Genomic DNA, 13915 nt, shown 5'->3' with positions numbered 1-13915 from the left:
CAACATGTCGCCCAGACCGATCCCCATCACTTGGGCCCTTGCCGCTCTGGCGCTCTGTTCGCCATTGCGCGCAGAGGACTTGAACGCGGAAACCCAAAAGATGTTCAAGGACCTCTCGATGATAGGTAACTACACCAAGCCCGGGGCATTCCGAGGCCAGGTGTTCAATACTTACAGCGGGGGCAATCTCATGCTGCGCGCACCCAACAAGACCTATCAGTTGATCGCCATTGACCTGCCCGAAGCGCATGGCGGCTGCGCAGGCATCGACGCCTTCGGCGGCGCCTTTTCGCACATTTCCTCGTCCCAGCTCAAGGACATGCTCAAGAACATTACCTCCGCCCTGCCCGGTATCGCGTTCCAGTTGGCGCTCGACACGGTGTCGCCACTGCTGGGCAGCATCAGTTCCCGCTTCCATCAACTGGCGGAGATGGTGAACGGACAGAACAAGAACTCCTGTTCAATCGCGACCGCCCTCGTGCGAAATGCCGCAGAAGCGACCAACCTGAGCACCAACAAGGCGTGCCAGGACATCGCTGTCAGCTTGGGCATCGCATCGGATTACGCCGATGCCGAGCAGCGATGCAAGACAGACAAGCCGTCCATCCTGGACTCGGGCAGGAAGTCCGATGATCCCGGCATCAAGAACAAGGTCCCTTTCACCGGAAACCTCACGTGGCAGGCGCTCAAGCTGGCTGGCACCAAACTTGATGACAACGAGCGTGAACTGATCATGAGTATGGTCGGCACCGTCATCTTTGCCAACGGCAGGGACCCGGATCCGATACCGCCCACGCTGACCTCAATTTCCAATCTGCTGTATGGACAGGCCGACGCTGGTGGAGGCCAGGTCACGCAGCAAGTCCTCAAATGCAACAACTACGACACTTGCGATGCCGTCACGGTAGACGACGGCTACAAACACACGCCATTCACCACCCGCGTCGAAACGCTGATGCGCTCGATCTCCGACAAGATCCTGAGCAGAAGTCCGATCGCGAACGACTCCGCAGAGGTGGGCTTCGTCAATCAGACCACCGAACCGGTCTACCGCATGTTGTCGGTCGCCTCCATCAGCAACTCAAAGAATCTGGCGGAGGACCTGATCGGCCGATACCGCGAAGTGATCGCCGCCGACTACGCCTACGTCTTCTTGGACAAGAACCTGCGGGTAGGGCTGAATGCGCTCGACAAGGATTTCTTACTCGACCAAAAGCAAGAATCGAAAGCGCGTGACCTACGCGACAGAACGACAAGCTTGCTAGCACAGTTGTCCCGAGAAAAGTCGCTCTACTACCAAAAAGTAGCGTCCATGACAGCGATTTCGACACAGATTGAGCAAATGGAACGTCAGCTGCGTACAGGCATGCCCCAGCACGTCCTTGACATGCTGGGACGTAAGACTGCCTGGCTTCGCTAGCCGAAGGCATCGGAGGCGACGATGTGGGAAATCTATGCATACCAGGACGCCGACACATTGGCGGGGGTGTTTAACGCGATTGCGGCGATCGCCGGCGCGCAGGATTTCAAGGGCGCTATCGCGATGGTCGCATTCTACGGTTTCGTCACAGCTTTTACGGCCTATGCTTTCGCCCCGCAAAAGCTGATTGGCTGGCAATGGCTGGCGTCGGTTACCCTGGTGCTGTCGATCCTTTTTGTCCCACGTGTACAAGTCGAAATCATCGACAAGACTGGCGGCGGCGCGGAACGCTTCGTCGACAATGTACCGTTGGGATTGGCGGTACTGGCCTCACCCACGAGCACTGTCGGCCACGTGACCGCCAGCCTGTTCGAAACAGCCTTCCAGGCCATTCCCGGCCCGGCAGGGCTTCCGCCTGAACTCGCCTACCAAAAAAGCGGCCTTATGTTCGGAAACCGGTTGATCCGGAAAACGAGCCGTGTTGTCTTCACGGAGCCGCGATTCCGTACCGACCTGATTAACTTCATTGCAAACTGCACCATGTACGATCTCGCCGACGGAACCGTTGCCCCGGCTGACTTCGCTAATTCCGGTAATGTGTGGCCGCTGATGGCAACCCCCAACCCTGCACGCTTTAGCACAATCACCGACGCGTCGGGAGAGACGCAAGTTATGCCGTGTCCGGCAATATATACAGCATTGGACAAGCTTATGCCGACACAAGTCAAGCGTATCCACGACAGCCTTGCCCTCGAGTTGAACCCAACCCTGCCAACGTCTGTGGTGGCGTCGGTACTGGTTGGTCAAATCGAGCAGACCTATATCAAGACCCAGATTGCCGACGCTGCCGCAACCGCCGCCGATATCGTCAGACAAAACGCGATGATCAATGCGATCAACGACACCAGCATGCTGATCGGCCAGAAGATCAACGATGCCCCCGCCATGATGCTCGCGGTGGGCCGGGCACAAGCGGTCGCGCAAACCAATGCATCCTGGATCAATTCGGGAAAAGTCGCCGAGGAAGGACTTCCGGTTATACGAAACGTCATCGAAGCGCTCGTCTACGCGCTCTTTCCCGTTTGGGTATTGCTTGTCCTGCTTACGAGTGGAAAAGAGACCATGATGTCGATAAAAAACTACTCCGCCGTCCTGATTTTCATCCAACTCTGGCCTGTACTTTATGCCATTCTGAATTATCTGGCGACTATTTACGCAGCCAAGGAACTGGCAGCAGCGGCAGACGTCGGTGGCGGACTCAAGGCATTGTCGCTGAGTACGTCCAATTCAATCTACTCGAACGCTATCTCTTCGGAAGCAGTTGTCGGCTATCTCACCGCGAGCATACCGTTCATCGCCTGGTTCGCCATGAAACGCATGGAAAACTTCGGCACCGCAGTGCTGTCCGGTTGGTCGACGTTGCAATCAACGCTGACAGCCGACTCGAACGCGGCCGCCGTCGGGAACACCGGCATGGGCAATGTCACGATGGATCAAATGACACTCACGCCGTCCCGTTCTTCGCCGTATTTCCGCGCCCGCCAGGACGATTCCACCGGAAACATCCTGACCACAAATGCTAGTTCTGGCCTCACAGCCATCAAAGCGTTGATGAACGAAGGGCCGGCATCACGACAAATCGTCGTCGGCCTGACGAAGAGTGAAGTGACAGAGGCGCAACGCTCGGTCGCCGCTGCAAAAGCCGAAGCACGTACTTCGTCACACGAATACGCCTCGGCGGTAGCAGACGTGATCTCTTCTGCACGGGCATTTGGAAAAGGGGATACACAGTCTGAGGGGGCGGCTCGATCAGAAAGTAGTACAACCGGGCAACGCGCTAGCGAATTGAAGCAGATTGCTGCAAACGTAAGCCGACAGACGGGAGCATCGATCCGACAAGTCACAGAGGTCGCGCTCGGCGGCTCGTTGAAGGCTGATACAAGCACGCCAATCGGAGCACAAGGAGCACTTAAAGCGCAGACAGGTACATCAGGGACACTGGACCAACTGGATCAAAAGGTTAGAACCTCCCTCTCCAGCGAAGACAGCAGCAAGTTCAGGGACTTCGCTGAATCGATCTCCAAAGACTCACGCGCCCTTTCGAACGTATTCTCAGAAACGCGCGAGGGGGAGGAACATAGTAAGAGGATCACAGCCACGGCCGCAAGAATGGCTCGGGCAGAAGAAAATTTGCGTTCTGAGGAAGCTTACTCCGAACGCATCGCATCAATGTTCTCGAGAGGCGAAAGCATCTCACTGGACATGGCCAAGGATCCGAATCACGCGACCTTCTTTGCAGACCTCCTGCGAACGCAGAAGCTTGGAAGCGGAGCCATGCTTCGGCGTCTGGAGAGCTACCTTGGCAACGAGGCCCTGCCGCCAATGCGCGTTGCGTCAGAAAGCTTGCCTAACACGTTTGAAAGCGTGCGCTCTCAATATCATTCGGAGCCAACTGGACTCGGAAATGCGCTTCCCAATATCGATGCGGGCACAACGCCCCCATCGAAGTCCCATACGAATCCTTTAGGCTCGCCGGCAAAGAATATACAACTTGGAACCGAGAATGCGGAAAGGCTGGATTCAGTCGGCAGGAAATTGCATAACCACAAGGATGGCATCGAGAGGTCGGGTGTAAACATCGATGGCGATGTCACCAAAAAAATTCTGGAATTCGAAGATTCGAACGGAATCGAAATCGGAAAAGACGGGCAACCTCATCCGGGGAAAGGAAATTCTCTGGTCGGAAAGGTGTACAGCAGTATGGAAAATTCAAGAGATCCCGTTTCCGACACTGTCGGCGACGGTATAAGGGCATTGGCTAAAAAACTCCGACCTGAAAAAAAACCAAAGTAAGGCGCACTACCAAGGCTTACCGTCATCCATGAAAATCCGCTCAATTCGAAAGGCGTCCTGATCGTACTCATCCCGATGCAACTGATATCGACGGAGACTAGATGGTGTACTGCGCTCGCGCCAGGCAGCGCAAAAATCGAATATGGCATAGGCAACGAACATGCAAGCACAACCAAGTACAGCACCGATGAACTGCGTGAACCAATCATCGTTGAATACAAAGGCAATACCAGCTATTCCGCCTGCGGTCATAGCCATCAACACCCTACGTGCACGCGTACGTTCCATGACTCCCCCGGATTTGCCCCTCATGATACCCCTTGCCACACCCAGTTTCAACTTATGGAGTTCAACATGAAACGTATCATTCTTGCAGCCGTAAGCGCGATCTTTTTACTTACACAAAATGCTTCCGCCGTGTCGTTGAACGGACGAACGAATGACGATTCTGTATGTGACTTGTCGCCATATACAACTTCCCGGCTGGGCCAGCTTACATTCGTTCCGGCGCGAACTCCCAACATAGAGGCAATATACGCAAGGCTTGCAATGCGCTTCATCGTCAGCTCGTGTCACCTTGGGCAAACGGTTATTTTGCACTCGGACGACGGCAGTCGATTTGAGGATCAATATTTTACGGATGTTGCAACTAGACTCTGTGGTGCGGCAAATATCGTCCGGGAGCCTTTTCCCACTGCCGAACAGCCGCATGCTTTCAGGGTCAAATGTCAAATAATTCAATTGAAAACGGCCGAAGCTTGGCTGCGCGCAGCGGAGACTAGCGAAAGCACAGAAGCGATGATCAATAAAGGCGTGGCTATATCCGCAAAGAGTGACCAAGTACCTGTCGACCAGGTACCTGCTGCTCGTCGGCAGGAGTGCAAGCATGGACTCACGTTCGGTGCGCTAACTGGCCTCAGCGGAGGATGCCGAAACTAGCTAAGACCGTATTCCTGAAAGCAATGACGCGGAGGTATTATGACAAATCGCAACTATTCTGGACATCTGCGTTCGTCAGTCGGCGTGCGAGTTCAATCAGATGCATCGCTGTTGGTAAAGCTCGTGGACGAAATTGCAGCACAGCGCAAGATTCAGGAACAGCATCTCGCGATCACAGTTCGACGCGAAAAGCATGAACGTCGATGGCGGATCGCCGGGCGGGCAATATTGATTGGCACGCCTACTCTCCTCGCTCTGCTAGCTTATGCCAGTTCCATTGGCCTGCAGCTTGGCCCGATAGGCGAAGTCGTTGGCGTCGTTCACATTGATGGTGAAATCTCCGCGACATCAGCCGCTTCCGCCGACCGGATTATTCCTGTGCTGAAGGACGCATTCGAAAGCGCCAATGTCAAACAAGTCGTCCTGGCAATCGATAGCCCTGGCGGCGCTCCAGTCGAGGCGGAACGGATCAGCCAGGCAATTTCAGCGCTCAAGAAGAGATACCCCAAGCAGGTCGTCGCTGCGATCAGCAACATCGGCGCTTCCGCAGCCTACTTGATCGCATTGCACACCGACGTCATCATGGCAGGAAAATACAGCCTGGTCGGCTCAGTCGGCGCCGTTATCTCCCCTTGGCAAGTCAACCAGGCGATGGACAAGCTGGGCGTCAGTCAGCGGATCTACGCCTCCGGCAGACTCAAGGCATTCTTGAACCCATTCATACCGGTCTCGCCGGAGGCGGAAAGCAAGGCGCAGGAACTCGTCGATCGCGCGGGCGGCGCCTTTCTCGCGGAGTTGGTGCAAGCGAGAGGCAGCAAACTCAAGCAAGGCATCGATTACGCCACAGGAGAGGTCTGGAGCGGCACCGAAGCCAAAGAACTTGGGCTGATCGACGCTGTCGGCACCGTCGACGACCTGACAACGGCAAGGGGCACGAAGGCATACAATTTTGGTCCCCATGCTTTTAGTGGCGGCCTATGGGGCCGTGCGTTTGCCCAGGCATTTTCCGAATACTCTTTCGCAAGTTCGGAACGCCGCCCCCTTCAACTGCGCTAGGTTGACGCGATAACTTTCGCTGTAGCTGTAGCTGCCGTCCCGGCGCTGCGCGCTGGCGCAGGCCGGCGCTTGGCCGTCGACGCTCTTCGCCAGCGTATGGACCTCATGGCAGAATTGCGCGGGATGCTGTTGCGAGTCATTGTCAGGGCGCCATCGAGGCCCGGCCGGGGCAGGCCACCACCTAATGGAAGGGGCCAAGCATACGCACCTGCGACCTGGTCAATTCCGGCAACTCAATATCGAATTCGCAGAGCCACCCGTCGCATTCCACCTGTTCTGGTCTCTCGCCATGGGCGGACACCACGCGGAGGCCGCTGAGCTCGAACCGTTCTTCCGCCATCCACTCAAGCCGGCAGTCGAACAAATGGCGAGCCGTATTGCCGCAATCTGAAGCCTGATAACGGTCCAACTGCGCACGTAACGTGTGACGGCCGAGCACTGTTTCAAAGTGTTCAGCCACCGCCAACTGGCCACCTGATTTGCCTGTCTCGCGCAAGATCCGTCGTGGCCGAAGCACACCACCTTGGTGGGTGTTGGTTACCTTAAACCCGATCGCATAAGCTGGTGAACTGAGCTTGCATATCCAGGACTGCAATACGGCCCGGATGCCATGCGCACCCGCGACCTGCTCCACTCCGCTGAGCACAAACTGCCAGTTTCGGAACCATACCAACTTCGGCGACAGCAACTCTGCGACAGCCTGCCGCTCCCCGACCGGAACCAGCCGCGCGACCTTCATGGGCCGACGCTTGCCCTGATCGGTCACCTCGACAACCAGCAATTCGTACGGCGCCGCGTCTTGGCTGAATTCGTGGCCAAACTGTATGGGCTGGACAAGCAATGCCCCCTCCACCCTTCTTCGTGCGACCCATGCGCGCATTTCGTTTCTCAAAAATAGTACTGTACGTTTAAACAGTATAATATCTGATCTTGAAAAGCGCTATGATTGATATTTCCCGTCACCGGTTGCCTACTATGTGCGTCAATTTCCGACCGCCGGGCCCAGACATGCTCGAAGCCGTCATGGGCGTCATCATCGACTTGCACGATACCGGGTTTTGGCAGGACAACACGTTCAAGGACTATGCCGCGCCTATCGTACGGCGCGGCGCCGACGGAGCGCGTGAAGGAATACTCGCCGGCTACGGCATGGTGCCCCAGGTCCGCATTCCGAACGGGGTCAAGAAGTTCGATACCATGAACGCACGCTCCGAAACCCTGGCCGAACGTCGTTCGTTCTCCCGCGCCTGGAAACAGCAACAGCTTTGCCTGGTGCCGGTGATCTCCTTCGACGAGCCCTGCTACGAAACCGGCAAGGCGGAATGGTGGAGCATCGCCATGGCGGACAAGGCGATGTTTGCCGTCGCGGGACTGTGGCGCGAATGGGATGGCGACGCCGGACCGGAGACATCGTTCACCCAACTGACCATCAATGCCGATGACCACCCTCTGATGAAGCGCTTTCACAAGCCAGGTGATGAGAAACGATCGCTGGTGATCGTGCCTCGGTCAGAATGGGACGACTGGCTGGACTGCAAGAATCCCGACTACGCCCGCACGTTCCTCCGCCACTACCCGGCCGAGCTGATGACATCCTGGCCTTCGCCCCGGACGCCGCGCGTGACGAAACCGAAGGCCGCACCAGCAGCCGATGTGCCGCCAGCGGTCAACTTGGATTTTGGATTTTGATCGAGAGCTGAATGGAAGCGACACGACCGGAACAAGGCAATATCGTCCAGTCGCGCGGCCAACGCCGCAGCATGTACGGTTGTCCGGTCTCATCATCAACGCGGCGCAAACCCTGCACCGGACAATGCACGCGCCACCAAGTCCATGCCGTGTATCATCAGGTAAGCTTTATCGATGCGTTCCTCATGGGGCAAATGGGCCTCTGTCAAGTCGTAACAAGCCTGAAAGCCAAGGCGCTTCGCGAACTGCGCCAGTTCTCTGGCGGTGCGCCGATCCATCGTCAAAACCAGTTCGATCTCATTCATGGCAACACCTTCCGTAGCATGTCGAAAATTGCCGAATATTTGATAACCGGCGGCTCGCTGGACCTAAACCCGTCGGCGGCTGACCGTACTAATCTGGAGTAGAGCGAATCAACGGATAGACCTTCGCTCCACTCTCTCCCTTGCATTCGTTGCGGTATTCGCACGCGATGCAGCGCGCCCTCAGGCACGTTTCCTCAGGCCGTTCGACGCCGGCCAGAATCGCATCTCGCCGGCGCATCAGATTGATGACACGGTCTTCGGCAAGCAGTTTTACGCGCATGGCGGTGCGCCGGCCAGTGACCGGGTGTTCGACCACCACGACACCCACGATGCTGACATGCATACCTGTTGCCGCGTGGACCGCGAGGCGTTGTGCGGACAACTCGATCACGTCGGTCGCGTAAATCTTGGCATGGCCTCGTCTCTTGAGTTCTACCAAGTGCAATTGATCTTCTGCCCAATATGCGCGGTCGACTCGCGCGACAACTGGTGCGTGGGAAGGTCCAGAGAACATCTGCTCCGAAAACATGAGTTTCGCTGTCACAAATTCCTTTGGCAGCCACTGTTCTTCCCGCAGCATCGCACGGTATATGCGTAGTACCACGGCGCAAAAGACAATCAGCACGACGAAGGTGGACACACAAGCGACAATCATGACCCAGTTCCAGGCAAAGAGGAATACCGGACGAATAGCCATTTCAGCAGTACCGCCGCTGGCCGCAGGAGTAAGCGCGCACAAGCGCGCGAGCGTCTGTGCCCACAGAGCCAACGGGCTATCGCTGGGGAGTGGCGGTAGTACATGCCGATAAAGGCACGACCGGCGGGATAGGGGCGCAAGATCCGATCCCGGCACATGCGAAGTGTGATGGTCTCCCATGCAGACTCTCCAAACAGCTCCGTGGCGATGAAGCACCAGGGCTTGGCCTCGCTAGATCCGACGCCTGGAGCGAGCACCGACGCTTCGAGATGGAACGCCTCATGTGCGGCGACGCCATCACGCCGGGCTTGAGCGCGAGCGGACGATACTCTTCTCCCGATACGATGCTCGAACAACATCTTCTTCTCACAATATCCCATCGCGGCAAGCTCCGACGCCGATGTTGATTTTCTTCTTTTCACGATGACCTCATTCAGATAAGGGCTCGGAGAACAACTCCAATGACGCCTTGGCCCGGTCCTCCGACATCCCGGACTCGCTGGCACGGTGACCTTCCTCAAACGTGTGTGGCGCAGGTTGCGCAACCGGCGCACCTTGGGCCAGCAGGCCGTCGTATGCAAGCATTCTTAGTCGGTTCACACGCCGTGGCCCCTTCGGAAATTGAACAAGCTCGTCGTACAGACGTGGGTTGTCTTCCCGTGCCAGCACGAGGCTGATGCGCATGCCGTTACTCATGGCGCCTCCGTCGAGATCGGCCGGGACACCGTTCCACCGTCAGCGGCGGTTGACCAGAGGGCCCTGGCCAAGTCAGCGCCGGCGTGCTGGAATCCACGTACGTTGGCAAAAACAGGATCTTTAAGCTCCTGGATCGTGTGACGCGGGAACGCGGCCTTCAAGGCAGGCTTGAAGAAGAATGCGCCACCGCCCACCAGCAGGATGTTTTTGATATCGCCGGCGTCGCCGACGTAGCGCATCATTTCGGCAACCGCCTGTTCAGGGATCTTGCGCGCGAGTGGCAGATGCTGCTCGATGTCATATTCCTGCTGGAAGACGACGGGCCTCTTCCGCGTGCGCAGCGCACGGTCTATTGCATCATAGTCCCGGAACTGAGAGCTGGTTGAACGCCCTATACCGTCCGCGATACTTTGCAACACATCAAACATGCCGCGGTTGACGGAACTGCTTCGCTTTTCGATTTGCTGCATTCCCTGCGTCACCAGCCAGTCGTAGGTCCGGCGCCCAGGATCGACGATCAGACTGCGCTCCTTGCGAACCTCCGCCAGCCGATTGTGCTGAAGTCCATACGACATCAACGCGCCGACCGGTTGCGGCACCGCCCTCACCTTGCCGATAGAGACCTTGCGACCGGAACCAAGCCGATGTTCACCTTCAATACGTCGCTCGAGCGAGGTGACGACCTTGCGCAACTTGAACGTCGCCACAGGCAAGCCGACGACAAGGAGATCGATCGACGGTACGTCCATGTAGTGCACCGCGCCTAGCAACAAGGCCAGGTACTCATCGCTTTCACAATAGCGATCGTGCTGCAAGACGTTCGCATTGAAAACGTCGGCGGCCAGGTTCGCGTCGGGTCCGACCTCGTATATCAGTTCGCCGACCGGGATTCCAACCGTCTTCCTTTTGGTCCCCCATCCCTCCTGTTCGTGCGCGACCTCCGTGGGATGGGCCTCGGCCGGAAACATTTCGCACTTCAGTTCCTCGTTCTTCGTGGACGCGATGAACTTTACATTCCCACGCCCCACGTCGACAGCTCGTACAATTCGTTCCACATCAATCTCCTTGAGTAGCTTTTCCACACACGATACGCCGTCAGCCTGCGATGACAAATACGAAATCGGGTGTGAAAAGCGGTGCCATTTGCGTTCAGCTTCAAGTCCACAGCAGCCCAACCACATTTCCGCTCGATTCAAAAACAGAGGTCGGTGCAAGGTCGACGCCAACGCGTCTGCGCATCGCCTCCATATCAACTCGGTGCGCGATGTCTGATCCCAGGTAGCGTCGCAGGGACGGCCAAGATCAACGTCGCCACAAACAGAGGTATCACGAAGGCCATGGCTGTCAAGGGCGTAATACTTCCTTCGGCCGTTTACAAAATAAACGAGCCATCAACCACAAATATTCGACACGTCAAACTGGCAGCCCCCTTCCACGTATTGCACGCGGGTTCCGGCCGCATCAACAGCCGTGAACTGTCACCTTGATCTTTCCGGTCGCTGAGGCTATGCTGTAAGCGCTGTCTGGGTGCCGTATCCCGGGACATCGTGTCCCCAACCGGCCGTCGCAGTCGTCACCTGCCCACCGAATTGGTTCGCAATCTATGCGAACACGCCGTATCAACGGCGAGGTATGTCAGGCATGCATTACCCTTCGAGGGATGCATGCCGTTCAAGGCGTCCTTTACCCGCGCCTATCGGCTCGCTGCGGTCTGATCGCAGCAGATGCCCACTCCGTTCAGGATTCAACCCTGAACTTTCCCGTTGCAGCCAGACTGCGGCGGGCCCTGTCGCGCAGCGGCCAGACCGCGCGCGCGCCGTCTTCACGGCGTACGTGTTTCTACATTCGATCATCCTTCACCCTCGCGCCCATCGCGCATGCGATGGCTTCGTGCCGCGTCGCCTATCGGCTTCGAGCACGTTGCTTGGCTTGGGAACGCACGGCGGCCTGGTGGCAGGGCCGGGGATAACGGCGGGAAGGGGCGCACACATCAAATCCCAGGTATGGGTCCGGCATGTCCGGGGTCTTTGCGGCACGGACCGCACTGCCCGCTCGCGAAGCGGGGATCTGCCAATCGGAAGAAATTTCGTCGGCACTTCACTGGAGCATTTTTACGATTGCCGTTCGCTTTGGCAGCGATAGCCCTATCCGCAGCACGGTGCCCCAGGCAGCGCCGGTAGCGTAGTAAAGCCTGATGCCGCGCGCTTCCGGCGACCAGCGCACGGCGCGACATTACGGTTCGCCATCGGACCCGTGTTACGGACGGCGGCACGGCGATCGACATCGAGGTCATCATGAAAAAGCAAACTTTAGTTCGACGGGCTCGCACTGCGCGCAACATGACCGATGCGGCACACCGTCGCGCACGGGTGGTTCGGGAGGAACACCATGGCAAACAATAGCGACTGGAAGATCCAACTTGACGCGGTGATCGCCGCGCACAATACTCGCCACGCGGTGCGGAATAAACTGGTTTCGCATAGCACCATGGACGCGCGGAAGAAAGGGTTGTTCCGCGCATTTCGCACGCTACGTGCGCTCGGCTTCCAGCCCGCGCCAGCAAACCTAAGCGGGGCGCACATCGATGTCTTGATGCGATACTGGACGGCTGATCCGCAGCTGCAGACATGCCTGGGCGACGCATCCGCCAAACTGCAACTTCGTACCCACCCTTACAGTGCCGCCTACATCCAGCAACAGCTATCCTTCCTGCGGGTGTACGCATCCTGGATCGGCAAGCCTGGCCTGGTCCGGGACGCCGAACGCTACACGTCCCATCCGCAATTGGTGCGCCGCACGTACTGCGCGCAGCTCGACAAAGGATGGACTGGCAACGGCATTGATGTCGACGCGTCGATCCGCGCCGTCGCGAAGATCGACCTATATGTCGCGGCGCAACTGCGCATGGCGATGGCGTTCGGCCTCCGTAGGAAGGAGGCGGTCATGTTTCGCCCGCACGTGGCGGAGGTGCCTGATTTCGCGTTGCCCTCGAGTTGCGCGGCGATCAGTCGGTATGTCAGCTTCCTGCGGATCAAGCGTGGCACCAAGGGCGGCAGGCTACGCTTCGCGGCGATCCGCACCCAGGCGCAGCGCGACGCCCTGGCCTGCGCCAAGGAGATCGCCCGTTTCCCGCACTCCGACTTGGGCCGGCCAGGCTTGACGCTTAAGCAGTCGCTCGACCTGTTCTCCAACGTCGTGCGCATGGCGGGACTAACCAAGAAGACCCTGGGGGTCACGCCGCATGGCCTGCGCCATGAGTTCGCGGGAGACCTGTACTTCGATATCGCCAGCGTGCAGCCGCCGGTGCGAGGAAACGATCCGTGCGCCGACCCGGACACCATGCGCGCGGCCTATCACGAGGTCGCCCGTCAACTTGGACACAACCGACCGCAGATCAGCAATGCGTATCTGGGTTCGCCATGCCTGCACGTCACCGAGCAACGTAGCGACGATGAACCCTGCGCCATCAGCACGTGCGGAGAGCCGTAATATGTGGCGTCTGATTAATCTGATTCACGCGGCATCGAGGGTATTCAATTGGTTTCGGCTACGCGGTCTGCCCGAACACCAGCGACGCGTGCGCCAAGCTCGCCGCGTGCTGACGAAGCTTCGGACGATACGAGGAGTAGCGGCCGAGGCGCGATTGTTTGCCTATTTGCGCAAAATCGATCCACTCGTGTTCGAGGAGCTTGTCCTGTGTGCCTTTGAGGAGGCGGGCGCATTCGTGGTCCGCAACTTGCGCTATTCCGGCGATGGCGGCATCGACGGCCGCGTATGGATACCGGGTGGCGGCTGGCATGCCCTTCAGGCGAAGCGGTATGGCGCGCACATCAACCACGGTCATATCACCGCGTTTGGCGCCGCGTTGGCCAGAAGCGGCCACCACCGGGGCTGTTTCGTGCACTGTGGCCGCACGGGTGCGGCCGCCCATCACCACCTGAGAGACCGGCGCATCATCCTGATCAGCGGAGATCGCCTTCTGGCACTGGTCTGCTCACGGCGGCTTCCACCGCCGCACAGCAATGACAACGGCTCCGCTGCCCCGCCGGCTCGGAAGTGATGTTCTTTCGGAGGCAAATGGAAGGCCTCGCCGCTTTGAAAGTGCCAGACGATTCTTCACAGCTATCTCGTACAAATAAATTTAAATGTTTGGTCCGATCGCGCCGCGCAGCCTTGAATCTTCGTGCCCGAGGTGCCACACTGATCCTGCTATCCGTGGGAATCGCTCTCACATCGCCCCTGTCCTTGCTCATCGCGAAC

At 57.9% G+C, this 13915-nt stretch carries 14 protein-coding genes; 8 read left to right on the top strand and 6 right to left on the bottom strand.

The window, feature by feature from the left end:
- Positions 1 to 4: 4 nt before the first annotated feature.
- Together ACUJB0_RS25020 and ACUJB0_RS25015 are read left to right on the top strand one after the other, a co-directional pair.
- Entirely contained in the window at positions 5 to 1420 is a 1416-nt protein-coding gene (locus ACUJB0_RS25020; RefSeq protein WP_444847585.1) for a conjugal transfer protein TraH, read from the top strand.
- A gap of 21 nt (positions 1421 to 1441) precedes the next feature.
- Positions 1442 to 4273, top strand: coding sequence for a conjugal transfer protein TraG N-terminal domain-containing protein (locus tag ACUJB0_RS25015; RefSeq protein ID WP_444847584.1), 2832 nt, complete (start codon positions 1442 to 1444; stop codon positions 4271 to 4273).
- Positions 4274 to 4279: 6 nt separating this feature from the next.
- Here ACUJB0_RS25015 and ACUJB0_RS25010 read toward each other — a convergent pair whose 3' ends face one another.
- A complete protein-coding gene (locus ACUJB0_RS25010) occupies positions 4280 to 4561 on the bottom strand; it encodes a hypothetical protein (RefSeq protein ID WP_444847583.1) in 282 nt (93 codons plus the stop codon).
- A 66-nt stretch (positions 4562 to 4627) separates the two neighbouring features.
- On the opposite strand from ACUJB0_RS25010, the gene ACUJB0_RS25005 reads away from it, so the two are divergent.
- Positions 4628 to 5212: a hypothetical protein gene (locus ACUJB0_RS25005; protein WP_444847582.1), complete on the top strand. Its 585-nt coding sequence runs from the start codon at positions 4628 to 4630 to the stop codon at positions 5210 to 5212.
- Between the two features lie 39 nt (positions 5213 to 5251).
- Positions 5252 to 6268, top strand: coding sequence for a S49 family peptidase (locus tag ACUJB0_RS25000; RefSeq protein ID WP_444847581.1), 1017 nt, complete (start codon positions 5252 to 5254; stop codon positions 6266 to 6268).
- A gap of 181 nt (positions 6269 to 6449) precedes the next feature.
- On the opposite strand, the gene ACUJB0_RS24995 is transcribed toward ACUJB0_RS25000, so the two are convergent.
- On the bottom strand, positions 6450 to 7148 hold the full coding sequence (locus tag ACUJB0_RS24995) for a hypothetical protein (RefSeq protein ID WP_444847580.1): 699 nt from the start codon (positions 7146 to 7148) through the stop codon (positions 6450 to 6452).
- Between the two features lie 128 nt (positions 7149 to 7276).
- Between ACUJB0_RS24995 and ACUJB0_RS24990 the strand changes: the two genes are divergently transcribed.
- Both ACUJB0_RS24990 and ACUJB0_RS24985 read left to right on the top strand, forming a co-directional pair.
- Entirely contained in the window at positions 7277 to 7957 is a 681-nt protein-coding gene (locus tag ACUJB0_RS24990) for an SOS response-associated peptidase (RefSeq protein ID WP_444847579.1), read from the top strand.
- An 11-nt stretch (positions 7958 to 7968) separates the two neighbouring features.
- Entirely contained in the window at positions 7969 to 8364 is a 396-nt protein-coding gene (locus ACUJB0_RS24985) for a hypothetical protein (protein ID WP_444847578.1), read from the top strand.
- Here the strand turns inward: ACUJB0_RS24985 and ACUJB0_RS24980 are convergent.
- The 4 genes from ACUJB0_RS24980 to ACUJB0_RS24965 form a co-directional block, all read right to left on the bottom strand.
- Complete coding sequence (locus ACUJB0_RS24980) at positions 8351 to 8959, bottom strand: PD-(D/E)XK nuclease family protein (RefSeq protein WP_444847577.1); 609 nt, start codon at positions 8957 to 8959, stop codon at positions 8351 to 8353. The two genes, ACUJB0_RS24985 and ACUJB0_RS24980, sit on opposite strands and share 14 nt — an antisense overlap.
- Positions 8914 to 9318 (bottom strand): CFI-box-CTERM domain-containing protein, encoded by a 405-nt coding sequence (locus ACUJB0_RS24975; protein ID WP_444847699.1) that lies wholly within the window; start codon positions 9316 to 9318, stop codon positions 8914 to 8916. The genes ACUJB0_RS24980 and ACUJB0_RS24975 overlap by 46 nt, the downstream gene beginning before the upstream one ends.
- Positions 9319 to 9388: 70 nt before the next feature.
- Positions 9389 to 9655 (bottom strand): hypothetical protein, encoded by a 267-nt coding sequence (locus ACUJB0_RS24970; protein WP_444847576.1) that lies wholly within the window; start codon positions 9653 to 9655, stop codon positions 9389 to 9391.
- On the bottom strand, positions 9652 to 10737 hold the full coding sequence (locus ACUJB0_RS24965; protein WP_444847575.1) for a PRTRC system protein D: 1086 nt from the start codon (positions 10735 to 10737) through the stop codon (positions 9652 to 9654). The genes ACUJB0_RS24970 and ACUJB0_RS24965 overlap by 4 nt, the downstream gene beginning before the upstream one ends.
- Positions 10738 to 12043: 1306 nt before the next feature.
- Here ACUJB0_RS24965 and ACUJB0_RS24960 point away from each other — a divergent pair.
- Together ACUJB0_RS24960 and ACUJB0_RS24955 are read left to right on the top strand one after the other, a co-directional pair.
- Positions 12044 to 13144 carry an integrase domain-containing protein gene (locus ACUJB0_RS24960; protein WP_444847574.1) on the top strand — a complete coding sequence of 367 codons (1101 nt, stop codon included), beginning with the start codon at positions 12044 to 12046 and terminating at the stop codon, positions 13142 to 13144.
- A 1-nt stretch (position 13145) separates the two neighbouring features.
- Positions 13146 to 13715: a restriction endonuclease gene (locus ACUJB0_RS24955; RefSeq protein WP_444847573.1), complete on the top strand. Its 570-nt coding sequence runs from the start codon at positions 13146 to 13148 to the stop codon at positions 13713 to 13715.
- The last annotated feature ends 200 nt before the right edge of the window (positions 13716 to 13915 follow it).

It is taken from the genome of Duganella caerulea, from assembly GCF_040362985.1.
Taxonomy (GTDB): domain Bacteria; phylum Pseudomonadota; class Gammaproteobacteria; order Burkholderiales; family Burkholderiaceae_D; genus Rugamonas; species Rugamonas vulcania.
This window is presented reverse-complemented; position numbering and strand designations above follow the sequence as displayed.